This window comes from Catenuloplanes indicus (assembly GCF_030813715.1).
Classification (GTDB): Bacteria; Actinomycetota; Actinomycetes; order Mycobacteriales; family Micromonosporaceae; genus Catenuloplanes; species Catenuloplanes indicus.
Genome location: NZ_JAUSUZ010000001.1, coordinates 3,129,605 through 3,154,121 on the forward strand (window position 1 = coordinate 3,129,605; position 24,517 = coordinate 3,154,121).

General features: G+C 72.1%; 23 protein-coding genes and 1 pseudogene. 5 read left to right on the plus strand and 19 right to left on the minus strand.

Translation table 11 applies throughout. The features are described from left to right. Window positions 1-141: 141 nt before the first annotated feature. The 10 genes from J2S42_RS14000 to J2S42_RS14045 all read right to left on the minus strand — a co-directional run bounded on the left by J2S42_RS14000 (window position 142) and on the right by J2S42_RS14045 (window position 9,252). The gene (locus J2S42_RS14000) at window positions 142-1,362 is read right to left on the minus strand and encodes an IS30 family transposase (RefSeq protein WP_307239284.1); all 1,221 of its coding nucleotides are present in this window, start codon (window positions 1,360-1,362) and stop codon (window positions 142-144) included. Between the two features lie 77 nt (window positions 1,363-1,439). Continuing rightward, window positions 1,440-3,074, minus strand: a complete 1,635-nt coding sequence (ptsP, locus tag J2S42_RS14005; protein ID WP_307239286.1) for a phosphoenolpyruvate--protein phosphotransferase — start codon at window positions 3,072-3,074, stop codon at window positions 1,440-1,442. Then, the gene (locus J2S42_RS14010; protein WP_307239288.1) at window positions 3,067-3,351 is read right to left on the minus strand and encodes an HPr family phosphocarrier protein; all 285 of its coding nucleotides are present in this window, start codon (window positions 3,349-3,351) and stop codon (window positions 3,067-3,069) included. The genes ptsP and J2S42_RS14010 overlap by 8 nt, the downstream gene beginning before the upstream one ends. Window positions 3,352-3,386: 35 nt before the next feature. Then, window positions 3,387-4,427: a zinc-dependent dehydrogenase gene (locus J2S42_RS14015; RefSeq protein ID WP_307239290.1), complete on the minus strand. Its 1,041-nt coding sequence runs from the start codon at window positions 4,425-4,427 to the stop codon at window positions 3,387-3,389. Beyond that, a complete protein-coding gene (locus tag J2S42_RS14020) occupies window positions 4,427-4,867 on the minus strand; it encodes a PTS mannitol transporter subunit IIA (protein WP_307239292.1) in 441 nt (146 codons plus the stop codon). Before J2S42_RS14020 ends, J2S42_RS14015 begins: the two co-directional genes overlap by 1 nt. Further along, a complete protein-coding gene (locus J2S42_RS14025; protein WP_307239293.1) occupies window positions 4,860-5,168 on the minus strand; it encodes a PTS lactose transporter subunit IIB in 309 nt (102 codons plus the stop codon). The genes J2S42_RS14020 and J2S42_RS14025 overlap by 8 nt, the downstream gene beginning before the upstream one ends. Before the next feature lie 92 nt (window positions 5,169-5,260). Next, entirely contained in the window at window positions 5,261-6,427 is a 1,167-nt protein-coding gene (gene mtlA / locus J2S42_RS14030; RefSeq protein WP_307239295.1) for a mannitol-specific PTS transporter subunit IIC, read from the minus strand. Window positions 6,428-6,543: 116 nt separating this feature from the next. Further along, a complete protein-coding gene (gene pfkB / locus J2S42_RS14035) occupies window positions 6,544-7,488 on the minus strand; it encodes a 1-phosphofructokinase (protein ID WP_307239297.1) in 945 nt (314 codons plus the stop codon). After that, window positions 7,485-8,246, minus strand: a complete 762-nt coding sequence (locus tag J2S42_RS14040; protein WP_307239299.1) for a DeoR/GlpR family DNA-binding transcription regulator — start codon at window positions 8,244-8,246, stop codon at window positions 7,485-7,487. Before J2S42_RS14040 ends, pfkB begins: the two co-directional genes overlap by 4 nt. A gap of 205 nt (window positions 8,247-8,451) precedes the next feature. Further along, window positions 8,452-9,252: an FAD-dependent oxidoreductase gene (locus tag J2S42_RS14045; protein ID WP_307239301.1), complete on the minus strand. Its 801-nt coding sequence runs from the start codon at window positions 9,250-9,252 to the stop codon at window positions 8,452-8,454. An 88-nt stretch (window positions 9,253-9,340) separates the two neighbouring features. Here J2S42_RS14045 and J2S42_RS14050 point away from each other — a divergent pair. Then, window positions 9,341-9,712 (plus strand): annotated as a pseudogene (locus J2S42_RS14050) (GNAT family N-acetyltransferase); the annotation flags it as partial. Window positions 9,713-10,398: 686 nt separating this feature from the next. Here J2S42_RS14050 and J2S42_RS14055 read toward each other — a convergent pair. From J2S42_RS14055 to J2S42_RS14075, 5 genes are all read right to left on the minus strand, one after another. Further along, window positions 10,399-11,448 carry a hypothetical protein gene (locus J2S42_RS14055; RefSeq protein WP_307239303.1) on the minus strand — a complete coding sequence of 350 codons (1,050 nt, stop codon included), beginning with the start codon at window positions 11,446-11,448 and terminating at the stop codon, window positions 10,399-10,401. A 73-nt stretch (window positions 11,449-11,521) separates the two neighbouring features. After that, complete coding sequence (locus J2S42_RS14060; RefSeq protein WP_307239305.1) at window positions 11,522-12,148, minus strand: CG0192-related protein; 627 nt, start codon at window positions 12,146-12,148, stop codon at window positions 11,522-11,524. Window positions 12,149-12,150: 2 nt separating this feature from the next. Continuing rightward, window positions 12,151-14,154, minus strand: a complete 2,004-nt coding sequence (locus J2S42_RS14065) for a hypothetical protein (protein WP_307239307.1) — start codon at window positions 14,152-14,154, stop codon at window positions 12,151-12,153. A gap of 181 nt (window positions 14,155-14,335) precedes the next feature. After that, the gene (locus J2S42_RS14070; protein WP_307239310.1) at window positions 14,336-15,349 is read right to left on the minus strand and encodes a LacI family DNA-binding transcriptional regulator; all 1,014 of its coding nucleotides are present in this window, start codon (window positions 15,347-15,349) and stop codon (window positions 14,336-14,338) included. A 116-nt stretch (window positions 15,350-15,465) separates the two neighbouring features. Then, entirely contained in the window at window positions 15,466-18,354 is a 2,889-nt protein-coding gene (locus J2S42_RS14075; protein WP_307239312.1) for a glycosyl hydrolase, read from the minus strand. Between the two features lie 174 nt (window positions 18,355-18,528). Between J2S42_RS14075 and J2S42_RS14080 the strand changes: the two genes are divergently transcribed. Further along, window positions 18,529-19,296, plus strand: a complete 768-nt coding sequence (locus J2S42_RS14080; protein ID WP_307239314.1) for a hypothetical protein — start codon at window positions 18,529-18,531, stop codon at window positions 19,294-19,296. Between the two features lie 192 nt (window positions 19,297-19,488). Further along, the gene (locus J2S42_RS42110) at window positions 19,489-19,590 is read left to right on the plus strand and encodes a DUF7873 family protein (RefSeq protein WP_442320102.1); all 102 of its coding nucleotides are present in this window, start codon (window positions 19,489-19,491) and stop codon (window positions 19,588-19,590) included. 410 nt (window positions 19,591-20,000) lie between these two features. Here the strand turns inward: J2S42_RS42110 and J2S42_RS14085 are convergent, their stop codons facing one another. Next, a complete protein-coding gene (locus tag J2S42_RS14085; RefSeq protein ID WP_307239315.1) occupies window positions 20,001-20,660 on the minus strand; it encodes a cutinase family protein in 660 nt (219 codons plus the stop codon). Window positions 20,661-20,852: 192 nt separating this feature from the next. On the opposite strand from J2S42_RS14085, the gene J2S42_RS14090 reads away from it, so the two are divergent. Further along, on the plus strand, window positions 20,853-21,485 hold the full coding sequence (locus J2S42_RS14090) for a DedA family protein (RefSeq protein WP_370879177.1): 633 nt from the start codon (window positions 20,853-20,855) through the stop codon (window positions 21,483-21,485). Here the strand turns inward: J2S42_RS14090 and J2S42_RS14095 are convergent. From J2S42_RS14095 to J2S42_RS14105, 3 genes are read right to left on the minus strand one after another with little or no spacing between them, the layout of a single operon-like run. Next, complete coding sequence (locus tag J2S42_RS14095) at window positions 21,466-22,110, minus strand: response regulator (RefSeq protein WP_307239319.1); 645 nt, start codon at window positions 22,108-22,110, stop codon at window positions 21,466-21,468. The genes J2S42_RS14090 and J2S42_RS14095 overlap by 20 nt on opposite strands. After that, a complete protein-coding gene (locus J2S42_RS14100) occupies window positions 22,101-23,279 on the minus strand; it encodes a sensor histidine kinase (protein ID WP_307239321.1) in 1,179 nt (392 codons plus the stop codon). Before J2S42_RS14100 ends, J2S42_RS14095 begins: the two co-directional genes overlap by 10 nt. Window positions 23,280-23,311: 32 nt before the next feature. Then, a complete protein-coding gene (locus J2S42_RS14105; protein WP_307239322.1) occupies window positions 23,312-23,845 on the minus strand; it encodes a MarR family winged helix-turn-helix transcriptional regulator in 534 nt (177 codons plus the stop codon). Window positions 23,846-23,937: 92 nt separating this feature from the next. On the opposite strand from J2S42_RS14105, the gene J2S42_RS14110 reads away from it, so the two are divergent. Next, complete coding sequence (locus tag J2S42_RS14110; RefSeq protein ID WP_307239324.1) at window positions 23,938-24,420, plus strand: amidohydrolase family protein; 483 nt, start codon at window positions 23,938-23,940, stop codon at window positions 24,418-24,420. Window positions 24,421-24,517 lie beyond the last annotated feature (97 nt).

Here is a 24,517-nt window from a genome sequence, read left to right on the forward strand (position 1 = left end):
CCACGAGACCGTTGAAACTTTTTGCAGCACCTTGCAAGGGTTTCAGCAAGGTATCAAGCTGTTACCGGCTCGTAAAGATGTCCGTCCATGCGAAAGGCCCCGCCGTGGGGGCGGATTCCAGGGGTCGTCGCAACACAGTGGTCAGCTGGTTTCGGCCAGGAGTTTAGCGAAGCGCTCGGCTGGGGTGTCCCAGCCGAGCGTTTTGCGTGGGCGTCCGTTGAGTTCGGCGGCGACAGTGTCGAGATGGTCGCGGTCGTGGACGGACAGGTCGGTGCTTTTCGGGAAGTATTGGCGTAGCAGGCCGTTGGTGTTCTCGTTGCTGCCGCGTTGCCAGGGTGAGTGCGGGTCGCAGAAGTAGACCGGGGTGTCGGTGGCGATGGTGAACTGCTGGTGCAGGCTCATCTCGATGCCTTGATCCCAGGTCAGCGAACGGCGTAGGTGCGTGGGCAGGCGGCCGATGGTGGCGGTCAGGGCGTCACGGACGAGGTCTGCGGTGCGGCCGGCCGGCAGGTGCACGAGCATGACGTAGCGGGTGTGGCGTTCGACCAGGGTGCCGATCGCGGAGCGGTTGTCCTTACCGATGATCAGGTCGCCTTCCCAGTGACCTGGCACGGCTCGATCCTCGATCTCGGCGGGGCGTTCGCTGATCATGACCATCTCGGTGGCCATCCGGGGTGTGCGCTGCTGCGTCTGACGGCGAGGGCGACGCATCGCGCGGCCGGTACGCAGCGCCTTGGTCAGCTCGCGACGCAGTTCACCGCGGCCTTGGACGTAGAGGGCCTGGTAGATCGTCTCGTGCGTCACGTGCAGCTCCGGGCGCTCAGGAAAGTCCCGCCGCAAGCGTCGCACGATCTGTTCAGGGCTCCACCTGAGGTCCAGCCCGTCCTGAACGGCCTGGCGCAGTGCAGGATTAGCAGCGATCTTGCTGATCTTCGGACGCGAACGGCGCGCCTCGGCACGCGCCTGCGCCGCATGGGGCCGGTAGTCCCCACTGACCGGATGCGCGTTACGTCGTAGCTCACGGCTGATCGTCGCCGGGTCACGGTCCAGTTCGACGGCGATCTGCCGGACCGTGACCTGCTCACGATGCCGATCGGCGATATACACACGCTCGTCCTCGTTGAGGAACCGGCCTCGCACCGACGGCGCCGTCACGGCCGTGATCGGCGCCGCGCCGACGTTTCGGCCGGTCGGGTTCCGGCCGTTACGCCACCGCCGGCCGGTCCGGATGTTGATCCCGACGATCCTGCACGCTTCCGCTGTTCCGACACCCTGACCCACGAGCGCAAGATAAACCTCACGCTCGCGGGTCAGACGCCGACGGCCCTGAACAACCGACCGATCCCGGATCTCGAAGTCCATCGCATCCCCTGAACTGGGGTGTTGCGACGACTGCTAGAACCCAAGGGGGTCGGCGGGGCCTTTCTGGGGGGGTGGTGCTAGGAGACGAGCTTGCGGGCCTGAGCCGGGTCCTCCGCGTCGAGCACCGCGGCGGCCAGCCGCTCGCACTCGGCCAGCGTGTGCGCGGCCAGCGACGCGCGGACCGCGGGCAGCGCACGCGCGGACATGCTCAGGCTGGTGACGCCGAGACCGGCCAGCACCGGCGCGAGCGCCGGGTCGGACGCGGCCTCGCCGCAGACGCCGACGGACTTGCCGGTCGCCTTGCCCGCGGCACCGCAGGCCGCGATGAGCTGCAACAGCGCGGGCTGCCACGGGTCGAGCAGCTCGGCGAGCGTGCCCACCTGCCGGTCCGCGGCGAACGTGTACTGGCTCAGGTCGTTCGTGCCGATGCTGAGGAAGTCGACCACGCCGAGCAGCTTCTCGGCCCGCAGCGCCGCGGCCGGCACCTCGATCATCACGCCGGCCTTCGGCAGCCCGGCGGCGTGCACCGCGGCCGCGAACTCCGCGGCCTCGGCGACGGTGGAGACCATCGGGGCCATCACCCACACGTCCGCGTCCGTCTGGATCGCTGCCTGGGCGATCGCGGCCAGCTGCGTGGTGAGCACGTCCGGGCGCTGGCGAGCGATGCGCAGGCCGCGCACGCCGAGCGCCGGGTTCGGCTCGCCGTCCTGGTGCAGGAACGGCAGCGGCTTGTCCGCGCCCGCGTCCAGCGTACGGATCACCACGCGCCGGCCGGCCATCGCGGCGAACACCTCGCGGTACGCCGCGACCTGCTCGTCCAGGCCCGGCTCGCGGGTGCGGTCCAGGAACAGCAGCTCGGTGCGGAACAGGCCGACACCCTCGGCCTCGGTGGCCGCGACCGCGTCCTTGCCACTGCCCACGTTCGCCAGCAGCGCGACCGCGTGGCCGTCGGAGGTCCGGCCCGGACCCGACGAGTCCGCGATCGCCTTCGCGGCCTCGGACGCCTTCGCCCGGACGGCGTCGACCGCCTCGGCGGAGACGCCGGTCTCGATCACGCCGGTGGTGCCGTCCAGCGTGACCAGCGTGCCGTCCTCGACGTCCAGGATGCCCTTGCAGGACACCACGGCCGGCAGACCGAGCGCGCGAGCCAGGATCGCGGTGTGGCTGGTCGGGCCGCCGTCCGCGGTGACCAGGCCGACGACCTGCTCCGGGTCGAGGTCCGCGGTGTCCGCCGGGGCCAGGTCGCGGGCGGCCAGCACGTACGGGTGGCCCGGCTGCGGCACGCCCGGCATCGGCCGGCCGAGGCAGACCGCGACCGCGCGGTCGCGCAGGTCGTCCAGGTCCGCGACGCGCTCGGCGAGGTAGCCGCCGGCCGCCTCGAACGCGGCGCGGTGGGTGGCGAACGCGGCGTCGATCGCGTGCACCGCGTCCGTGCCGCCCTCGATGCCCTCCTGCACGGCCTCGCGCAGCATCGGGTCGTCCGCCATCATCGCCTCGGCGCGCAGCACCTCCGCGACCGTGGCGTCGGTGGCCCGGTCGGCCCGCCGGCCGAGGTCGGCGACGACCTCGGCCAGCGCGGCGAACGCCTTCTCCACCTCGGCCGCGGCGTCCGCGACCGGAGCCGGCTCGGGCAGCGCCGGTACGGCGGCGATCCGCAGCAGCGGACCGCCGGCCAGGCCCGTGCTGACCCCGATGCCGGTCAGCTCAGCCATTGGCCGGCTCCTCGGCGTCGAGGTCGCGGGCGAGCAGGTCGGCGAGGCCGTCCAGCGCCTCGTCGGCGCCGTCGCCCTCGGCCGCGAGGACCACCTCGGTGCCCTTCTTGGCACCGAGCGAGAGGACGGAGAGCATGCTGTTCGCCGGGACGGCGCGCTTCTCCCCCACCTGGATCGTCACCTTGACCGGCGCCGCCGCGGCGGCCTGGACGAAGAGCGCGGCCGGGCGGGCGTGCAGGCCGCTCGCGGACCCGACGGTAACGGTGCGCGTAGGCATCGGTGCCTCCTTATGTGTCTGTGGACGTCAGCCGGTCAGGGCTCGATCGTGACCTTGATGGCCTCGCCGCGCGCGACGATGCCGAACGCGTCGATCGCCGAGTCGAGCGGCAGCCGGTGCGTGATCAGGTCGGCGACCGGGACCGCGCCGGTGGCGATCAGGCGCAGCGCCTCCGCGTTGTGCGCCGGGCTGGAGCCGTTCGCGCCGACGATGGTCAGCTCGCGGTAGTGCACCAGGTTGGAGTCGACCGTGACGGTCGGCTTGTCCTTGGGCAGGCCGCCGAAGAAGCTGACCCGGCCCTGACGGGCGACCATCTGCAGCGCCTGCTCCTGGGCGGCGCCGGAGGCGGCGGCCGTGATGATCACGTCGGCGCCGCGGCCGTCGGTGGCGTCGAGCACGGCCTGGACCACGTCGACCTCCTCACCGGCGATCGCCAGGTCCGGCTTGACCAGGTCGGCGGCCATGTCCAGGCGCTTGCGGTTCAGGTCGACCAGGAAGACGCGGTTCGCGCCGCGCGCCTTGGCCAGCCGGACGTGCAGGCAGCCGATCGGGCCGGAGCCCACGACCACCACGTCGTCGCCCTCGCCCACCCGGGCCAGCTCCTGGCCGTTGAGCACGCAGGCCAGCGGCTCGGCCACGGACGCCTCGGCGAAGCTGACGCCCTCCGGGATCCGGTTCAGGCCGTTCACGGCCAGGACCTTCGCCGGTACGACCATGAACTGCGCGAAGCCACCCTCGTAGTGGTAGCCCATCGACTCCTGGTTCGGGCAGATGGTCATCCGGCCGCGCTTGCACTCGTCGCACGTACCGCACGGGATCGCGGCGATGACCTGCACGCGGTCGCCCTCAACCCAGCCCTCGACGCCCTCACCCAGCGCGACGATCTCACCGGCGATCTCGTGGCCCATCACCCGCGGCGGGTGGATGTGGTGGTGGCCGAACTTGGAGATCTTGACGTCGGTGCCGCAGGTGGAACAGTTGCGCACCCGGATCTTGACCTCGCCCGGGCCGGCCTCCGGCTCCGGCATGTCCTCGAAGCGGACGTCGCCCGGGGCGTGGAAACGCACGACCTTCATTACTGTTCCCCTCCAACCGGCTTGAGCAGCCGGAGCACATCGTCGATTTCGGTGGCCTCGCGCAGTTCGCGGGCCTGGTCCGGGTCGAGCAGGATCTCGGCCAGCGCGGACAGCAGCTCGACGTGCCCGTCGCCCTTGGCCGCGATCGCCACGCAGACGGAGACGGGGTTGCCGTCCCAGTCCACGGCCTCCGGGAAGCGCAGCACGGCCAGCGCGTCCCGGTTCACCAGCTCCTTGCCGCCGAGCGTGCCGTGCGGGATGGCCACGCCCTCGCCGACGTACGTGGAGACGGACTGTTCACGGGCCAGCATCGTGTCGATGTAGCCGGCCTCGGCCGCGCCGATCGCGACCAGTGTCTCGCCGCACAGGCGGATCGCCGCGTCCCGGTCGGCCGCGGCCGCGTCGAGCCGGATGGCCCGCTTCTCCAGCAGCTCAGGCATTGATGTCCTCGCCGGTCTGGATGGCCTTGACGACCTTGGTGACGGCCGGGTCGCCCAGGAACACCTGGAACGGCACGACCGGCTTGCCGGGCGCGCTGGCCCGCGCGCGAGCGGCCAGCCCGTTGTGGCAGACCACCAGGTCGGCGTCGGCGGGGATCGAGTTCACCGGGGTGTGCTCGACGGTCACGCCGTTCTTCACGAGCTGCTTGCGCAGCGTGCTGGCGAGCATGACGCTGCTGCCCATGCCCGCGTCGCAGGCCACGACGAGCTTCTTGACGTCACTGCCGTTGATGGTTGCCATCGGTCAAGCCTTCCGATCGAAGTTCATGGGGGCGCCGGTCCGCTCCCTGCTCCAATGCTCCGTCGCGGGGAGCGGACCGGCGGTGTGAGCTGTCAGGCAGTGCCGGGCTCGGCGGTGCGGGCCACGGCCGGGTTGCTCGCCTTGACCGAGTCGTCCGCGGTCTCGGCGCCCAGCGCCTCGGCCGAGGCCTCGTCGACCTCCTGGTCCTCCTTCAGCCGGCCGAAGCCGAGCAGCACGGAGGCGACCGCGAACGTGACCGCGGCGGCGATCAGGATTCCGGCGATCATGCCGATCCAGTTGCCGGCGCCGCGCGGGGTGACGGCGGCGTAGGCGAAGATCGAGCCCGGCGACGGGCTGGCGACCAGGCCGGCACCAGTGATCATGAAGGTGGTGACGCCGGCCGCGCCGCCCGCGATCATGGCCAGGATCAGGCGCGGCTTCATCAGCACGTACGGGAAGTAGATCTCGTGGATGCCGCCGAAGAAGTGGATGATCATCGCGGCCGGGGTGGACGGGCGCAGCAGCTTCGGGCCGAAGAAGAAGAACGCCAGCAGCAGGCCGAGCCCCGGGCCGGGGTTCGACTCGATCATGAACATGATCGACTTGCCGTTCTCCGTGACCTGCTGGACACCGAGCGGGGTGAACACGCCGTGGTTGATGGCGTTGTTCAGGAACAGGATCTTGGCCGGCTCGACCAGGATCGACACCGCGGGCAGCACGCCCAGGTCGACCAGCCAGTCGACGCCGTTGCCCAGCATTCGCATGATCCACTCGGTGGCCGGGCCGATGCGCCACGCCGCCAGCAGCGCGAACGCGCCACCGACGATGCCGGCCGAGAAGTTGTCGATCAGCATCTCGAAGCCGGGACGGACCTTGCCCTCGATCGCCTGGTCGAACAGCTTGATGATGAAGGCGGCCAGCGGGCCGATGATCATCGCGCCGAGGAACATCGGCATGTCCGCGCCGACGATGACGCCCATGGTCGCGACGGCGCCGACGACGGCACCGCGCTGCCCGTGCACGATCCGGCCACCGGTGTAACCGATGAGGATCGGCAGCAGGAACTTGATCATCGGGTCGACGAGCTTGGCGAAGTCCTCGTTCGGGATCCAGCCCGTCGGGATGAACAGCGCCGTGATCAGGCCCCACGCGATGAACGCGCCGATGTTGGGCATGACCATGCCGGCCAGGTGGCCGCCGAGACGCTGAATGGTGGCTCGTATACCCGAGCCTTCAGCTTGGGGGGTGTATGTGCTCATGGAGGGGGACTCCGTTTCTGGAGGGACCGCGCGGTGCCGCGCGGGGGCGATGCGTTAAGGCGTTTCCCCGTGATGCAGTTGTGTGTGAAGCGGCTGGGGCTGGATGGTGCTGGGGGTCAGCCCCGGGGGTGAAGCCGCCGGCCCAGGTCGGGCCGGGGATCGAGGTGAACGGTCTCCCGTTCCATGTCGGCCGGGCCCGGCATGCGGCTGCCCGGCTGGCGGACCGCCGCCGCGCCCCAGGCCAGGCCCTCCGCCAGTGCGGCCTCGCCGGTCGCGCCCGCGGACAGGAACCCGGCCAGCAGCGCGTCACCGGCGCCGACCGTGCTCCGCGGCGCGCTCACCGGCGACCTGCCGATGACCACGCCTGAGTCCTCGATCAGGACCGCGCCGTCCGCGCCGAGGCTGGCCAGGACCGTACCAGCGCCGGCCTTACGCAGTGCATTGGCCGCTTCGACAACATCGCCGAGCGTCTGCAGCTCGGAGCCGACGGCCTCGGCCAGCTCCTCGCGGTTCGGCTTGACCAGCGCGGCACCGGCCGCGGCCGCGACGCCGAGCGCCGGGCCGCTGGTGTCCACCGCGAGCCGGGCGCCGGCCGCCACGAGCCGGGCGCAGAGCTCGCCGAACGCCTCGACGGACGGGCCGGGCGGGAGACTGCCGCAGAGCACCACCCAGTCCGCGGTGCGCGCGGCGTCCAGCACGGCCTCGATGACCGCGGCGAACTCCGCCGGCGCGAGGACCGGGCCGGTTTCGTTGATCTTCGTAACGGTGCCGTCCGGCTCGGCGATCGTGATGTTGGAGCGGGTGCGGCCGGCGATCGGCACCGCGACCATCGCGACGCCCTCCGCCTCCAGCATCCGCACCAGCTGCGCGCCCTCCTCGCCGCCGCACGGCACCACGGCCGTGGAGGCGACGCCGTTGGCCAGCAGCGCGCGGGAGACGTTGACGCCCTTGCCACCCGGGTCGATGTGCGCGTTCGTGGCGCGCAGCACCTCGCCGCGGGTGAGCGTGTCGATCTCCACGGCCCGGTCCAGGCTCGGGTTCAGCGTGACCGTGAGGATCATGCCCGCACCACCCGGACGCCCGCGGCCTCGACCTCGTCGGCCAGGTCCGCGTCGAGCCCGTTGTCCGTGATCAGCAGGTCGAGGTCGGACATCGACCCGAACCGGGCCAGGTAGTCGTTGCCCACCTTGGTGTGGTCGGCGAGCAGCACGACCCGGCGGGACGCGTTGATCATCGCGCGCTTGACCGCGGCCTCGGCCGGGTCGGGTGTCGTCATTCCGCGCTCCGTGGAGAGCCCGTTTGTGCCCATGAAGGCGACGTCCACGTACATCTCCTCGAGAGGACGTAGCGCCCAGTCGTCGACGGTCGCCAGGGTCTTGCCCCGGAGACGACCGCCGAGCAGCAGCACGCTGAGGTTGGACTTGAGGCCGAGCGAAGCGGCGATGACCGGGGAGTTGACCACGACGGTCAGCTCCCGGTCGGTGGGGAGAAGCTGAGCCAGCCGCGCCGTGGTGGTGCCGGCGTCGAGGATGATCGCGCCCTCGGCGGGCACCTCCGCGAGCGCGGCCTTCGCGATCCGCTCCTTCTCACTGATCAGGACCGAGTCGCGGGTGGCCAGCGCCGGCTCGAAACCGATCCGCTCGACCGGGATGGCCCCGCCGTGCACCCGGCGCAGCACGCCGGCCCGCTCCAGGACCGTGAGGTCGCGCCGGATCGTCTCAGCCGTTACGTTGAGCGCGTCGGCGAGCGCCACGACGTCGACACGCGCGTTGGCGCGTGCGAGCCGCAGGATCTCCTGCTGGCGCTCTTCGGGGTACATCTCGTTACCACCGCCCCGCTTCGTTTTGGCTTTGCTTTTGTTTACGCCCGACTGTGTGGGAAGTCAACACCGCTACGTAACTTCTCTGACATCTACGGGTTGCAGGGCCAGTGATCTCGGACATATAGGTCACCCTTCACCAGCGTGAATCCGCAGCAGGTGGCCGGACTCACGCCGTACCCGCGGATTTTTGAGTCTGTGGTTTTCAGGGCTGGGTGAAGCAGGCCCGCAACATCTCCGCCCGGTCCGCGATCTTCGCTCGGGCACGGCCCCGCAGGATGTCCACCGCGCTCGCCCGCACGGCCGCGCCCTCGCCGGCGCCCGCCGGCACGGCCACGTCGGCCGGGTCGACCAGCAGGTCCACGCCCGGGAGACGGCCGAGGTGGCGCAGCTCCGGCGGGGTGAACCGGACCGCCTCCGGACCGCGGCGGACCACCACGAACACGTCGGTGACGGTGCGGGCCCGCAGCACCGGGACGACGTCGTCCGGCACGTCCGTACGTACCAGTTCGGTCACGTCCTTGACCAGCATGCGCACCACGTCCAGCGCCATGTTGCCGGCGCCGATCACCGCGACCCGGTGCCTGCCGAGGTCGATCGCCGGCGGCCGGTCCGGATTCCCGTTGTACCAGGCGACGAAGTCACCCGCGGGCCGGCTGCCGGGCAGGTCCGCGCCCGGTACGTCCAGCCGCCGGCTCTCCGGCGCACCCGTGGCGACCAGCACCGCGTCGTAGTGGCGGCGCAGCTCCGGCACGGTGAGGTGCACGCCGGCCGAGACGTTGCCGAGGAACCGGACCTCCGGCCGGGCCAGCGTCCGGCCGAGCACCGCGGCCACCGACTTGATCTTCTGGTCCGGTGCGACGCCGTAGCGGACCAGCCCGAACGGTGCCGGCAACGCGTCGAGCACGTCGATCGACAGGTCCACGCCGCTACGGCACAGCGCGTCCGCCGCGTAGATACCGGCCGGTCCCGCGCCCACGATCGCGATGCGTCGCACGTCATTCATGGATCAGTCTCCATGCGAAGGTGACGCTGCCGACCCTAGACGCATTAACCGATGGCGGCGACCGTCCCGGCCAGGTGGGATGTGGTCCATGGAGATTCGCCAGATCAACGCGGACGAGGCCGGCGTCGTCATGCCGGTCCGGGCCTACGCGTTCGAGGCCACACCGCTCACCCCGCAGCGGATCGAGGAACTCACCCGGTTCATGAGCTTCCGGCTGCAGAACACCACGCTGGTCGCGGAGGAGGACGGCGAGGTACTGGCCAGCGTCTCCGGGATCCCGATGCGGCAGAACGTGCGCGGCGTGGTGCACCCGATGCTCGGCGTGGCCGGCGTGGTCAGCAACCCGCTCGCCCGGCGGCGCGGGCACGTCCGCACGCTGATGCTCGACCTGCTGCGCCGCGGCCGCGAGCAGGAACGGCCGGTCAGCGTGCTGCACCCGTTCCGGGCCGCGTTCTACGCCCGGCTCGGCTACCTGGGGCTGCCCGCGCCGAAGACGGTGACGACGCGGCCCGAGGCGCTGTCCTCGCTGCTCGGCCTGGACCTGCCCGGCGAGGTGCGGTTCCGCCGGATCGCGGAGGGCTGGGACGACGTGCTCGCGCTCCAGGACCGGTTCCTCGGCACCCGGCACGGGTTCACCGAGTTCCCGGACTATCGCCGGCACCAGCCGCGGGACGACAACGAGCAGTGGCTGGCCACCGCGCACCGGGACGGCCGGGTGATCGGCGCGCTCCCCTACCGGATCACCGACTACGGCGGCGAGCTGACCGGCGGCGTGCTGCTGCACGACGGCGCGCTCGGGCGCGCGCTGATCCTGCGGTTCCTGGCCGGGCACGCGGACCAGGTCCGGTCGATCACGCTGAGCGCCGCGCCCGCGGACCGCCCGGAGCTGTGGAGCACCGACTTCGCCGGCACGATCACCAGCACCGTGACCGTGCCGCACCCGGCACCGCCGATGGCCCGGGTGGTCGACCTGCCCGCCCTGGCCGGGCTGCCGGCCGGCGAGGCGCGGGCGGCGATCACCGTGGTGGACGACCCGTTCCTCGGCGGCGGCTGGGACCTCGACGGCGCGGGCGGCGCGCTGACCGTCAAGCCCGGCTCGTCCACCGCCGACGTGCGGCTCACCGTGGCCGGGCTGACCGGCCTGGTCTACGGCGTGCTCGGGCCGGACGAGATCGAGGCACGCGGGCTCGGCACCGTACCGGACGCCGCCCGGGACGCGCTGGCCACGCTGTTCCCGCCCGCGGACCCGTGGGTGTACCTGGACTTCTGAGCCGCGAGCAGCGCCCGCATCGACCGGACCGTCGAGCGGATCTCCTGCAGGTACCGGTCGGGTGCGGTCGGCCCGACCGGTGGCAGCGCGGTCGACCGGGTCACGTCGAACCCCACGGTGTCGATCCGGCAGCCGAGCATCCGGATCGCCTCGCAGTGCTGGAACGGCACGTAGATCGGCGAGGTCACGATCAGGACCCGGTCGTCCGGGCGCAGCCTCACCCGCTCGGCCCAGAACCGGTACGTGTCCGCCGTGTTCGCCCGGCGCAGCTCCGGCTCGCTGGACGGCGCGGCCAGCACGTGCACGCCGCGCCCTGCACCGGTGTAGTGATGGACGGCGCCGTCCGGGACCTCCTCCGGCACGCACGCGGTGACACCGAACGCGCGGCGGATGCCGGCGTGCATCGCGTCCATCTCGTCGTGCGCGCCGGCCAGGCCGGGCAGCGCCCGCTCGGCCGCGGTCAGCGGCCGGAAACTGCCGAGCGCGGTGACCTCCGGCGCGGTCACGCCGGTGTCGCGGTCTCCCAGCAGGAAGGCGGCGTAGTGCGTGCGTTGCAGGCAGGCACGGCCCAGCCCGCCCGGGACCAGCACGTGGTCGTACGCCGGCAGCAGCGGCGGGACCGGCGTCACCAGCCGCAGCGCCGTGGCCGCGTCCATCACCAGGCCGGCCGTCGCGTCGTCGAACGCCGGTGGCGGCACCTCGTACCGTTCGGCCCGGCCGCGGCGGAAGTCCCAGTGGACGGCGGAGAAGTCGTCCAGCCAGTCGAGCAGGTCACCGGCACCGGCGTCGGGCAACCGCCCGCCGAACGCGGCGACCAGCGCCCGCATCGGGGCGGACGACACCCAGGCCGCGACGTCCGCAGCGATCCGCCCCGGTTCGCGATCGTCGTGGCATCGAGGAACCGGAACGGGCGCGAAGCGGGCCATGCACGACCTCCACAGTGGTCCGGAGCCGACCTCGACTTTAATACTCATCGATGGCCGGCTGCGGCCCGCGGGGTCAGATGTGCACGGTCGCGAGCGTGAACGGCACGCCCCCGGTCTCCGCCTCCAGCCGCTCCAGCCCGTCCGCCCACGCCGGCACCGCACCGGACGTGTCCACCGTGCGCGCGATCGTCAGCGTCAGCCCGCCCGCCGTGATCACCGTGGGGTCACCGTCCTTGACCGACGGCCGCGCGTGGACCACCGGTGCCTGACTCGCCGTACCGGTCCCCCGCGCCCGGCAGTCCGGCTCACGCCGCACACCCTCGATCACCTCGTCCGCGCTGCGCGCACCGGTCAGGATCGCGTGCGCCAGCGCGGTCGCGTAGACCGGATCCCCGGCCGCGTCGTAGATCCACCGGGTGCCCAGCACCGAGTGCTCGGACGTACCCAGCAGATACTCGTCCGCTCCGGCCAGCGGCGCACCTCGATAGGTCAGTGGCACGTGATGCAGTTGCCGGTCCTCCCGGTGCCGCACCAGCAACGTCTCGACACCCACCACCCCCGCCGGATCATCGAACCGGAAGGCCGCCACCCGCTCGACCCCCGGACTCGGATAACCGGCGAACCAGGACCGCCCCGGCAGCCATTCATTCAACAGCTCGAGCTTCGTCGGTACGAGCTGCGCCTTGTGCAGGATCGCCATACCTAGACCCTAGAGAGAATCGCCCCCCGCGCCAGCACCGCGTCCGCGACCAGTTCCTCGTCCGCCAGCACCGGCTGCATGCCCAGCCCGGTCCGGTACCCGAACACCGGATCATCGGCGTAGCGGCTGATGATCCGTTCCGGCCGGGCCAGGATCGCGTCCAGCGCCGGGAGCGCGGCCGGCGTGGCGATCCGGCCCAGATGGCGGACCGCACGGTGGCCGGTCGCGGACGGCCGGCCGTCCGCGACCGCGCGGAGCGCGTCGAGCAGGACCGGCACGGCCGGCGCCGGATCGCCGGTCAGCCGCCACCACGCGTGAGCGGCCTCCACCCGGCCCCACTCACCCGGGCCGGTCAGCAGCGCACGGACGTCGTCCCGGTGCGCGGCCGCGAGCGGGCCCAGGTCCGCCAGCCGGGCCAGGTCGGCCCGGCCCGGACCGCGGGTCACCGCCCGGCCCAGCACGGCCAGCGCCAGGGCCGGATCGCCGGTGACCCGCCAGTGTGCCCACGCCGCCACCTGCGTGCCGGGCCAGGGCAGTGCGGTGCCGACGCCGCCGACCCGGGTCGGCCGCAGCCCGCCGGTCGCGAGCGCGCGCAGCGTCTCCGCCGCCGGGGCCGCCGCCACGCCGATCCGGCCGAGGACCACGCAGGCGCGGTACGCGTGCTCGGTCGCCAGCAGCGGCAGCAGGTCCGGCAGCGCACCGGCCGCGTCCGGGCCCCACTCGGCCAGCACCGGGAGCACCATGGCGGCTCCGGAGCCGGCCGCCCGGATCGTCGCGCGCACGCTGGGCAGCAGCACCGCCGCGTGCACGCGCATCGGTCCCAGCACGGTCACCGGGGGCATGAAGCTGCCCACGTTCGTCCCGGCCAGCGACCGCTCCCGCAGCACGGGCAGCACCCGCGGGTCGTCGAGCCGGGTGAGCGCGAGCACTGCGCCGTCCGTATCGCGCTCCAGCGCCCGGACCAGCGCGCCGGCGTGCGGGCGGGCCGCCTCACCCGCCACCGCGAGCAGCTCCGCGGCGGCCCGGCGGACCGCATGGTCGGCGTGCTCCAGACCGTCGGCCGCGGTCGCCCAGAGCGCGGTCCAGGACTCGGGCGGCAGCACGACCGGGCCGCCGGGCCGGGGTACCCGGTATCGCCACACGACCGCCACCGCGGCGCCCACCGCGAGCGCAGCGGTTTCCGGCGTACCCGCACGCCGGGCCGCGGCGGCGAATCGCGCGGCCCGCTCCGGGCGCACGCCGAGGCGTCCGGCCAGCCAGTCGAGACGCCCGCTCCGGGGCGACGCGAAGCGCGGCGAGTCCGGCAGCCGCGACAGGCCCGGCACCGCGAGCAGGCCGGCGGCCACGTCGTCGGCCTCATCGGGCCCGCGCGCACCGCCCTCCGCCGGCGGCACGGCATCGGCGGGCGGGACACGCTCGCCGGTCGGACCGGCCGCACCGTCGGCGTTCACCCCGGCACGGCCGGAACGGCGGGCCAGCGCGGCGACCGCGGCGAGCCGGACCGGTGGTTCGGGATGGGACAGCCAGGAGCGGAACCAGCCGGGCAGGGCCGCGGCCAGGTCGTCGAGCGCGTGCAACAGGTCGGCGAGCGCGGCCGGATCGGATTCGGACCGGGTACGGGCCAGCAGCGCCGCCGCCACACCGGGGTCCGTGGGAGCGACCGCGACCAGCGTCTGCATGACGTGCTGGCGGACGCGCGGGCCGGGGTCGTCGAGCAGCACGAGCAGGTCGGGCACCGCGGTCGCCAGCGCCGCCCGGGCCGCGGCCCGCGTGGACGGTGGCCACGCCTCGCCGATGTGCCGGACGCCGGCGGCCAGCAGGTCCGCGACCGCGGTCCGGCGCGGATCATCGGGGGTCAGGTGCCGGCGCAGGCCGGTGACCAGGTCGTGCAGGACCGGTTGCGGCACCGTCCACCACAGCCGCCTGCCGATCTGATCGACGGCGGCCCGCCCGTCGTGCTCGTGCCTCAACCGCTCCAGCAACGCCGCGACCGTCGCATGATCCACGGCCGCTCACGCTACCGCCGCAGATGCCGGACCGAGCGGAACGCCCGCCCCGCGAGGAACGGGGATGGTTTCGACCTGGCGACCACAGACCGGCAGGGAGGAGCGCCAGCGACGACCGGTGCCCGCGCCGAGCATGCGGAACCCGGCCCGCCGGAAGCGGGAACATCCGCTTTTGCGGGGTTCAGGCGGACTCGCGGACGATCAATTCGGTGGGCAGCAGGACCGCGGGGCTGACCGGCTCGCCGGCCAGGATGATGAGCATCTGGCGGGCCAGCTGGCGGCCGAGGTCGACGATGGGCTGGCGGACGGTGGTCAGCGGCGGGTCGGTGAACTGGGCGATCTCGATGTCGTCGAAGCCGACCACGGCGACGTCGTCCGGAACGCGGCGGCCGGAGGCGCGCAGTGTGCGCAGGGCGCCGTGGGCCATCAGGTCGGAGGCGATGAAGACGGCGTCGAGGTCGGGGTCGGCGTCGAGGAGCGTGCGCATGGCGGCGGCGCCGGACTCGCGGGTGAAGTCGCCGTAGGCGATGCGCGGGAGCTGGCCGTCGGCCTCGACGGCGTCGCGGTACGCGGTGAGGCGGTCGACGCCGGCGATCATGTCCTGCGGGCCGGCGATGGTGGCGATCCGCCGGCGTCCGCCGGCGAGCAGGTGACGCATGGCGGAGGAGACGCCGGCGATGTGGTCGACGTCGACGTACGGCACGCCGCCGTGATTCTGCATGGGACGGCCGCTGCACACGACCGGGATGCCGAGCGCGGACAGTGCGGCCGGGAGCGGGTCGGCGCCGTGCATCGAGGCGAACATGACGCCGTCGACGTGGCCGGCCATCGCGTAGCGCTCGACGCGGCTGTGCCCGGCGGTGGAACCGGCCAGCATCAGGACCAGCTGGCGGTCCGCGGCCTCCAGCTCCTGGCTGACGCCGCGGATGATGCCGGGGAAGAACTGGTCGTCGGAGAAGACGCGGTTCGGCATCTCCGGCAGGATCAGCGCGATCGAGTCGGTGCGCTGGGTGACCAGGCTGCGGGCGGCCTGGTTGGGCACGTAGCCCATCTCGCGGACGGCGATCCTGACCTTCTCCTGAATGTCCTCGGCGACCGTGGTCGAGCCGTTGACCACCCGGGACACGGTCGCCCGTGACACGCCCGCCCGGCGGGCGACGGCCTCCAACGTGGGACGCTCCCGAGCCGCCGTCACGTGCGCACCCACTCTCTGCGGAAGGATCGTTGTCAGCGCTGCCCGTGCAGCCTACCGGCCCGGCGCTCGCGCGGAGGTCCCGCCGGGGCGTGCCCGGCGGGACCTCGGGGACAACGTCAGGACAGCGGCAACCGGATGATCGACTGGTTGCCGACGCCGAGCGTGGTGGGGCCGTTGCCGATCGCGCTCCACACCTCGACCCTGATCGTGCCGTTGCGCAGGTTGCCGAGCGTCCCGGTGGACGACGCCAGGCCGGCCGCCTGTGTGTAGTGCTCGTAGCCGCCGACCGGGTCGGTGGCGAAGTACCGGTAGGTCTCCACCCGGTCGAACGAGCCGTCGCCGGTGAGGTCGTAGGAGACCCGCAGCTGCGTGCCGTTGCCGACGTTCGTGCCCGCGTCCAGGAACAGATCAAAAGCGGTGCTGCCGCCGGTGTACGTGTTGGTGACGCCGGTCGCGGTGAACGTGACCGGATTCCGCGGCGTGCCGTCGTGGTTGCCGCCACCGGCCGAGCCGATCGACACCGTGCCCGCGCCCGCGGCCGTGCCGCTGAGCCCGCCGCCGGCCATCAGGTACCGGTTGGCCGCGCCCGTGGGCGGCGGCGTGGTCGGCGGCGGCGTGGTCGGGCCGCCGGTGGTCGGCTGCGGGGTGCCGCCCCCGCCGCTGCCGCCGGTCCACGACCAGGCACCGGTGGTCACGGTCTTGCCGGCCGGCACGGTGATCGTCGTACCGGTGGAGAAGGTGACCGTGACCGGGCTCGAGTTGATGTTCGAGGCCACGTACGTGCGCGCCCCGTTCTTGACGAACGTCGCGGTCAGCGGGTGGTTCGCGGAGACGGACGTGTCCACCGTGCCGAGCGCGGCCAGGCTGCGCAGCCAGTGGAACGTGTGCGCCTTGCTCTCCCCCTCCTCCGAGGTGAAGCCGCTGTTCGCCCGGAAGTTCGCCAGCGCGGTGTCCGGGCTGCCGAGCGCCTGGAACTCCCAGAGGATGTCCTGCCACACGGTCGGCGCACCGCCGTTGTTCCGGACCAGTTCCGCGTAGTTGGTGTTCACGTAGGACGGCTGGTATCCCAGGTAGAGGTGCCCACCGGTGATCGGCAGCATGTTGATGCCCTGGATCATCTCCGGCTCCGCGCTGAACCAGGTGGCGTACGCGCCGCCGCTGCCCCACACCATGCCGACCGTGCTGTGCCCGAACGCGGCCGGGAAGTTCGTGTCCGACGAGTCGAACCAATACTCCTGGATCGCGGCCGCCTGTGTGGTGTAGAGGAACACGCCCGCGTCCCGGACCGCGGTGTTGCCGGTCACCTGGCCCCACTGGATCAGCGCGCTGGCGAAGTTCATGCCCTCGGAGCTGGACTCCTGGTTGTTGCCGGAACCGAACGAGCCGTGCCCGGACGCCCAGTCGTGACCCGCGTAGATGTCGAAATCGCGCAAGTACGGGAAGCGCGTGTCGTTCCGGTCGTAGTTGTTCGCGTCCCGGATCAGCAGGTCGATCATGCCGCCGTACTGCCCGGTGGACGCCCAGGCCGGCTCGAAGCGGGCGAGCGTGGCCGCGGCCGCGACGTAGTAGCCGTAGTGGAAGTGGTGGTCGTTGAGCTCCTGGTCGGAGCCGTACGACGCGGGGTAGCCGATCAGCGTGCCCCAGTTCGCGTTGTAGTAGAAGAGCGACTGCGATTCGCCGGACGACGCGGTCAGCCAGTTCGTCAGCCGAGACTTGATCGCGGCGAGCGCGCTGTTCCGCACGGCCGTGTTGCCCACCTGGTCCGCGATCTCCGCGATCCGGGCCGCGCGGCCGAGGCCCTTGCCGGTCCAGTACGTGTCCGGCCCCCGGTTGTCCTCCGGGTTCGCCTGCGTCGCGTTCAGGTAGCCGGTCAGCGTGGTCAGGTCCGCGCCGGAGTTCGCGACGCCGGGAATCTCCGGCAGCACGCCGCGGAACGTCATCGCGGTCCGGAAGCTCGCCGCACCCGTGATCACCTTCATCGCGCCGCGTGCGGAGACGTAGGTGTCCGTGATCGGCGCCGACCCGCTCAGGTACTTCCACTGGTGCGGGTAGAGCGCGACCACGGTTCCGCTCGCGCTGCCCTCCCGCGCCGTGGTGGTGAACGCGTACGTGGTGCTCAGCGCGTTGTTGCCGGCCGGGCTGTAGGTGTACGAGATCCGGGTGCCGGTCACGTGCGCGTGCGCGTACGTGCCGTAGCTGTTCGCCAGCGCCTGCTTCGCCGCGGTGGACGTGGACGACGTGGTCGGCAGCACCGCCACCGAGAAGTAGCCGCGGCCGGCCAGCGACGACGTGATCGACGTGCCGTTCACCGCCCAGGTCGCGCCGGACGGCGCGTACCCCACGTAGTCGCTGCCACCGGCCGTGAAGCCGAGGACGCCGCCGCTGTTCGACCAGACGCTCGGGGTGCCCGCGGTGGTCAGCTGTGCGTTGCCGCCGGTGACCTGGAAGTACGCGAACGGCAGCCCGTGCCCGATGGTGGCCTTGAGCGTGCGCGCGCCGTCGCTCCAGTACGGAGTGACGGTCCAGTCGCTCCAGCCGTCCACCTTGACGTCCGGCGAGTTGAGCCCGGTCACGCCGACCTGCAGGTCCTGCTGGTAGTGGTAGTGGTATTCGCCCACGCCGGTCGCGGTGCCGCTGATCGACGGCGTGGTGGTGTAGGACAGGCCGAGCCCGCCGGCGAACGTGTCGAACGAGAGCGGGTGCGCGTGCAGCGGCTCGCTGTAGGCGCAGTCGGTGCGCTTGAACAGCAGCGACGACCACCAGTCGTTGGTGGGCACGGCACCGGACGGCGCGTTGCCGGTCACGTACTGCCGGGGGTTGGTGGTGAGCGCGCCGCAGCCGCTGGGCAGCGCCGCACCGGCCGGTGGCGTCTCGGCGTAGCTGCCGGCGCCGACCACCGCGGCGTCCGCGTTCGTCGTGACCACGAACGTGAGCAGGCCGGACATGAGCGCGAGGGCGGCACCGGCGGCGATCGACCGGCGGCGGGGTCTCTTCGGGACGGGCATGGGGCACCTCTTCCTGAGCGGGCGACCGGGGAGCGCCGGTGCCACGCTCTCTGAGAGCGCTTTCACAGGGTGCGCACAAGAGTGACGGTCATCGCTGCCCATGTCAAGAGAGCGCTCTCAATGTTGTGCATCGCCAGACTTCGATATGGTGGACGCTGTCGAAAGGGGGCGCGCGTGCGCAGTCGTACCGTCGCGGGTCTTGCTCTGGCCCTCGTCCTGTCCGGATGTTCCGGCGAGCCGGACCCGGTCGCCACCGAGGACCCCGCCCGGCGGGCCGCGATGACCGCGCTCGCCCGCTCCGACGACCACCTGCAGACCGAGAGCTTCACGGTCGAGGTCACGTCCGGCGACGCGATGCGCACCACGAGCCGGATGGACGTGCCGAACCGGCGCGCCGAGTCCGCGCTGCGCCAGGCGACCGGCGAGGAGCAGTCCATGACGGTACGCACGCGGCTGCTCGGCGACGCGGTCTTCATGCAGATCGACGGCGTGCCGATCCCGGGCGTGGACGCCCGCTGGATGCGCATCGACCCGGCGCGGATCCCACCCGGCCAGGAGGTCAGCTTCGCGCCCGGCCGCAACGACGCGGGCGGCGCCGACCGGGTGCTCGCCGCGATCACGGACGCGAGCCGGCTGCCGGACGGCCGCTACCGGGGCACACTCGACCTCGCCCAGGTGGGCACCGGCACCGGCCTGTCGTTCAGCACGTCCGACATCTCCGGCCTCGGGGACGCGGCCCGCGCGGTCCCGTTCCTGGCCACGCTGGACGAACGCGGCCGCCTGACCCACCTGCAGATAGACCTTCCCGCGATAACCGCCGGCAAGGCACCCATGGTGGAGACCCGCTACTCCGCGTTCGGCGAGCCGTTCACGGTGCAGGCCCCACCCGCGGACGAGGTGGTCACCCCGCCCGACTCGGTCTATCAGCACTTCGGGCGATAGCCGGTCACTCACCCGGGCGACCGGCTTGAACGGCGCCGGACCGCGCTCGAACACTGGACGTGAGTGAACCGGTGAGGGCGTGAGTGAGGGGTGCGGTCATGGAATATGACGTGCCGGGCTGGCTGGGCTGGGTGATCGCGGGCGTGGGGGTGCTGGTGCTGACGGCGAGCGCGATATTGCTGGCGTGAGAAGCTGCAGCAGGCGGTGACGTTCGCCCGCGAGCAGGCGAACACGTTCGAGGTCACCGACGGGAAGGCCGGGGAGGCCGTCTTCGGCTATCTGTTCGCGCGATAACTCGAGGACTCCCCGCTGTGGAGCGGCGGGGTGGGGTGCCCGATGCGGCGCCCGGACAAGCTGAGACCGAACGGATCAGACTGAACGCTCGATGGTGACAGTGAAGGCTCGAGTCCTTCCCCCGCGACCACACCGCGGGGTAGCCCAACCGGCAGAGGCAGCTTTCGGCGACTCAAGGTCAGACTCTCGCTCCAGGCTCAGCATTCGCCACCGATCGCCAGATCGAACGGTCGCGGAGTGACGCCACGTGATACCGGTTCGAGCCCGGTTCGCGCCTCCAACACGGCGCGGTAGCTCAATGGCAGAGCGCGACGGCTTTAGCCTCATCCGCGGTCTTGAACGCCACTGGCGTGCGCAATTGGGTGGTCGACGTGGGGCCCCGGGTAGGGTAACCCGGGGCCCCGCCATCTCTACAGCTGTCCGGCCGTGAAGCCGATCGCGTCGTCCCGGAAGCCGGCGTAGTTGATGTGCGCGGCCAGGCTGGTGCCCGACTGGCAGAACCGGTCGTTGCGGTTGCAGTACGACTGGATCCGGTCGGCGAACCCGTCCAGTGCACCGGCGCCGCGCGGGAACACGCCCTGCCGGGTGCCGTCCGTGACGTTGAAGTCCTCGCCGCGGGTGAATGTGGGGTCCCCGAAGAGCAGCACGGACGCGACGTTGCCGGCCAGGTCGCCGTCGAGCCGGGCCAGCGTGTCGCCGACCACGTCCGCGCCCTGGGAGTAGCCCATCAGCACGAATCGCGTCTCCGGGCACTCGGCCACGGTGTCCGCGATGTCCTCCTGGAGCTGCGTCACACCGGCCCGGACGCTGGCCGCGTAGTTGAAGTTCGCCGGGTAGTCCAGCGCGGTGGTGCGTACCGTCTGTGGCAGCTCCCGGGTCATCTGCTGCGCCAGCGGCGTCAGCACGACGCCGAGTCCGGGCCGTTCCGTGGTGCCGCGGGCGCCGATGATCTCGATGTCGGCGCAGTCGTTCGCCGGTGCGGTGGCGGCGAACGCCATCGGCGCCGCGATCACGCCGCCGCCGACGGCCAGCGCGCCCGCGAGGACCACGGCCAGCTTCTTGCCCTTCATTGCGATCTCCCATCCACCGGAAGTTATGTGAGCGCCGGTGCACAAAGATTCACGCAGCGGAGCCGGGACGCGGTTCACACCGAACGGGTGATACTGCGGTTTTCCGCAGGTCGACTGGGCGGTCCACCCCATTCTGCGCGGGCTGTCGGATACCTACGGTTAGTCACCATGGCCATAACCAACGAACCGCCGATGGACGGAATCGCCGGCTGGGCGGTCTCGATCATGGAGACGCTCGGTGCACCCGGTGCCGGCCTCCTCATCGCGCTGGAGAACCTCTTCCCGCCGCTCCCGAGCGAGGTGATCCTGCCGCTCGCCGGGTTCGCCGCGTCGCGCGGCGACCTCAGTCTCGCCTCGGCGCTGTTCTGGACCACCGCCGGTTCCGTGATCGGCGCCGTGATCCTCTACTGGATCGGCGCGGCGATCGGGCGGGACCGGCTCCGGGCCGTCGCCGACCGGCTCCCGTTGATCAAGCTCTCGGACATCGACCGGACCGAGGCGTGGTTCGCCAAGCACGGCGGCAAGGCGGTCTTCTTCGGCCGCATGATCCCGATCTTCCGCAGCCTGATCTCGGTGCCGGCCGGCGTACAGCGGATGAGCTTCGGCCTGTTCCTGCTCTACACCACGCTCGGCAGCGCGATCTGGAACACCGTGTTCGTGGTCGCCGGTTACGTGCTGGGCGAGAACTGGCAGGTCGTCGAGGAGACCGTCGGCGTCTACTCCAAGGGCGTGCTCGCGGTGTGCGCGGTCGTCGCGGTGGTGTTCGTGCTCTACCGCATCCGTAAGCACTACTCGACCCGGACCCCTACTCGCCCAGGTATCTGAGGACGGCCAGGACGCGGCGGCTGTACCCCTCCGCGTCCGCCAGGCCGAGCTTGTCGAAGATCGACCGGACGTGCTTCTCCACCGCGCTCTGCGACACGTGCAGGCGCGTCGCGATGGACGCGTTGTTGTGCCCCTGCGCCATCGCGTCCAGCACGTCCCTCTCCCGGCCGGTCAGCCGGGTCAGCGGGTCCGCGTGCGTGGTCCGGCGCAGCAGCTGCCGGACCACCTCCGGGTCGAACGCGGTGCCGCCCGCACCCACCCGGGCCAGCGCCTCCAGGAACTCCCCCACGTCCGCCACCCGGTCCTTGAGCAGGTAGCCGACCCGGGTGCCGTGGCCGGTGAGCAGGTCCACGGCGTAGCGCTGCTCGACGTACTGGGACAGCATCAGCACGCCGATCGACGGCCAGCGCCGGCGGATCTCCACGGCCGCGCGCAGCCCTTCGTCCGAGTGCGTCGGTGGCATGCGGACGTCCGCCACCACCAGGTCCGGCAGGTGCCGGGAGACGGACTCCACCAGCGCGGCGCCGTCGCCGACCGCGTCCACCACGGTGTAGCCCTCGTCCACCAGCAGCCGGCGCAGGCCGTCCCGGAGCAGCGCGGAGTCCTCCGCCACGATCACCCGCACGGGAGCACCACCCGCACCTCGGTCGGGCCGCCGACCGGGCTGATCACGGCGAACCGCCCGTCCAGCGCGGCCACCCGCCGGGCCAGGCCGGTCAGCCCCGCACCGGCCGGATCCGCGCCACCGCCGCCGTCGTCCGACACCCGGACCGTCATGGTCTTTCGCTCCCTCGTCACCACGATCTCGATGCGGGACGCGGACGCGTGCTTCACCGCGTTCGTCACCGCCTCGGACACCACGAAGTACGCCGCGGTCACCACCGGGGCCGGCGGCGCGTCCGGCACGTCGTAGCGCACCGTCACCGGGATCGGCGCGCGCTCCGCCACTCCGGCCAGCGCGTCCTTCAGGCCCAGCGTGTCCAGCGCGGCCGGATAGACGCGCCAGGCGACCTCGCGCAGCTCGTCCAGGATCTCCCGCGACTCCGCGTGCGCCTGGGCCAGCAGGTCCGCGGACTTGGCGCCGTCACCGGCCGCGCCGCTGCGCCGGGCCCGCCCGAGCAGCATGCCGAGCGCGACCAGGCGCTGCTGGACGCCGTCGTGCAGGTCCCGCTCAATCCGGCGGCGCTCCGCGTCGACCGCGGCGACCACGTCCGCGCGGGTGGCCGAGAGCTGCTCGATCCGCATGCGCAGCAGGTCGGCCGGGGTCGGGCCGAGGAAGCGGCGGGCGACGTTGCGCTCCAGCCGAACCACGCCGATCAGCCCCTGCACACCGAGAAAGAGCGCGAAACCACAGGCCACCGCGAGGTACGTGATGATCCACGGGCTGGGCGGGATGTTGTCCGGGTAGCGGCCGGTCAGCCAGTACCAGACGAAGAACACGATCGTGCCGGCGCCGTAGAGGAACAGCAGCAGGATGCCGCCGCCGAGCAGTCCGACCGGCCAGCGCACGCCGAGGTACGCCAGCGCGCGCTCCGGGCCGTACCCCCGATAGGTCTTGGCCTCGGTGTCGCCGAACAGGCGGTAGAGCCGGTGCCGCTCGAACTCGGCCAGCCGCAGCACGGTGCGGGCCAGCCGGTGCATGGATGCCTCGCGCGCGGACGGCCAGGCCAGCGCCGGCGCCAGCACGATGCCGCCCGCGGCCAGCCCGGCCAGCGTGGCGACCGCGGTCAGCGCGCCGACCGCCAGGCCCCAGACCAGGCGCGCACTCGCGACGACCGCGCTCCAGATCCGCACTCATACAGGCTAATGGGTGCGGTTTTCCGCAGTTACCGCTTCTTCCCGTCGGCGCTGGGCAGGTCACCGAGTGCCAGCAGCACCTCACGCAACGCGTCCGCCGCGGCACGGGCCGCCTCCGGACTGACCCGGGCCAGCACCGCGTGCTGCGCCTCGGCCTGCGCGCGCACTGCGGCCTCGGCCGTCTCCATGCCCTGCGCGGTGAGCCGGACCCAGGTGGAACGCGCGTCGCGATCGTCCGCCTCCTTGACCACCAGCCCGTCCTCGACCAGGCGGCGCAGCAGGTTGCTGGTGCCGCCGGAGGAGAAGCGCAGCCGGTCGATCAGGTCGACGGGCCGTAGCCGGTAGGGCTCGCCGGCCGCACGCAGCACGGAGAGCACCTCGTGCTCCGCCTTGGTCAGCCCGAGCGCGGCCAGGCTGGCGTTCGTCGCCTCGTGGATCAGGATGCTCAGCCGGGAGGCGCGCTTGCACAGCTCCAGCTCGACGCCGGCGAACGTGGGCAGGTCCGCCCGCCACGCCTCGACGAGCGCGTCGACGGCGTCCCGGCGTGCGGTGGCCTCGTTCACGAGGTCAAGCATACATTTCCTCTTGCATCGCGAAAGCTTTGCCGATAGCTTTTTGAAAAGCTTTCCGGGTTCACCTGAGGGAGGGGTAGCACATGATCGTCCTCCGCAACGGCCACGTCATCACCATGGATCCGCAGCTCGGCGAGCTGCCCGCGACCGACGTGCTCATCTCCGGCGGCCGGATCGAGGCGATCGGTCCCGAGCTTCCCGCCGAGGGCGCCACCGAGATCGACGTCCGCGGTGAGGTGGTGCTCCCCGGCTTCACCGCCGGCCCGGACACGTTCCGCCGCCTCCGCGCCGCCCTGCGCGTCGAACGCGCCGCCCGCACCCCCGACACCGGCACGCCGCCGGTCACCGAGGCCGCCACCGAGACGCTGCGCACGGCCACCTCCGGCTCCCTGAACGTCGGCGAACGCGCCGACATCGTCACACTCGCCGGCCTCGAACACGTCACCGACGTCTCCCGCCTGGCCGGCGCGGTCATCACCTCCCTCGGCCCCGACGACGTCCGCACCGTCCTGATCGGCGGCCGCATCGTCCGCGGTGGTCCGGCCCCGGCGACCACGGCCGCCTGAAGAATCACGGTCAGCCGCCCACTTCGCCATTTCCGTACGGTTTCGCTCGGGCCGGTGATCCGTCGCCCGTTGCCGCGATCGTCCGGAATGGTCGAGC

What these genes read in the sequence shown, in the direction of transcription:
- J2S42_RS14090 (WP_370879177.1), top strand. Translation starts at nt 20,853, where the DNA reads ATGGACGGAATCGCCGGCTGGGCGGTCTCGATCATGGAGACGCTCGGT.
- J2S42_RS14055 (WP_307239303.1), bottom strand. Translation starts at nt 11,448, where the DNA reads ATGGCCCGCTTCGCGCCCGTTCCGGTTCCTCGATGCCACGACGATCGC.
- J2S42_RS14085 (WP_307239315.1), bottom strand. Translation starts at nt 20,660, where the DNA reads ATGAAGGGCAAGAAGCTGGCCGTGGTCCTCGCGGGCGCGCTGGCCGTC.
- pfkB (WP_307239297.1), bottom strand. Translation starts at nt 7,488, where the DNA reads ATGATCCTCACGGTCACGCTGAACCCGAGCCTGGACCGGGCCGTGGAG.
- J2S42_RS14110 (WP_307239324.1), top strand. Translation starts at nt 23,938, where the DNA reads ATGATCGTCCTCCGCAACGGCCACGTCATCACCATGGATCCGCAGCTC.
- J2S42_RS14075 (WP_307239312.1), bottom strand. Translation starts at nt 18,354, where the DNA reads ATGCCCGTCCCGAAGAGACCCCGCCGCCGGTCGATCGCCGCCGGTGCC.
- ptsP (WP_307239286.1), bottom strand. Translation starts at nt 3,074, where the DNA reads ATGGCTGAGCTGACCGGCATCGGGGTCAGCACGGGCCTGGCCGGCGGT.
- J2S42_RS14040 (WP_307239299.1), bottom strand. Translation starts at nt 8,246, where the DNA reads ATGTACCCCGAAGAGCGCCAGCAGGAGATCCTGCGGCTCGCACGCGCC.
- J2S42_RS14045 (WP_307239301.1), bottom strand. Translation starts at nt 9,252, where the DNA reads ATGAATGACGTGCGACGCATCGCGATCGTGGGCGCGGGACCGGCCGGT.
- J2S42_RS14020 (WP_307239292.1), bottom strand. Translation starts at nt 4,867, where the DNA reads ATGCCTGAGCTGCTGGAGAAGCGGGCCATCCGGCTCGACGCGGCCGCG.
- J2S42_RS14015 (WP_307239290.1), bottom strand. Translation starts at nt 4,427, where the DNA reads ATGAAGGTCGTGCGTTTCCACGCCCCGGGCGACGTCCGCTTCGAGGAC.
- J2S42_RS14000 (WP_307239284.1), bottom strand. Translation starts at nt 1,362, where the DNA reads ATGGACTTCGAGATCCGGGATCGGTCGGTTGTTCAGGGCCGTCGGCGT.
- J2S42_RS14025 (WP_307239293.1), bottom strand. Translation starts at nt 5,168, where the DNA reads ATGGCAACCATCAACGGCAGTGACGTCAAGAAGCTCGTCGTGGCCTGC.
- J2S42_RS14060 (WP_307239305.1), bottom strand. Translation starts at nt 12,148, where the DNA reads ATGGCGATCCTGCACAAGGCGCAGCTCGTACCGACGAAGCTCGAGCTG.
- mtlA (WP_307239295.1), bottom strand. Translation starts at nt 6,427, where the DNA reads ATGAGCACATACACCCCCCAAGCTGAAGGCTCGGGTATACGAGCCACC.
- J2S42_RS14010 (WP_307239288.1), bottom strand. Translation starts at nt 3,351, where the DNA reads ATGCCTACGCGCACCGTTACCGTCGGGTCCGCGAGCGGCCTGCACGCC.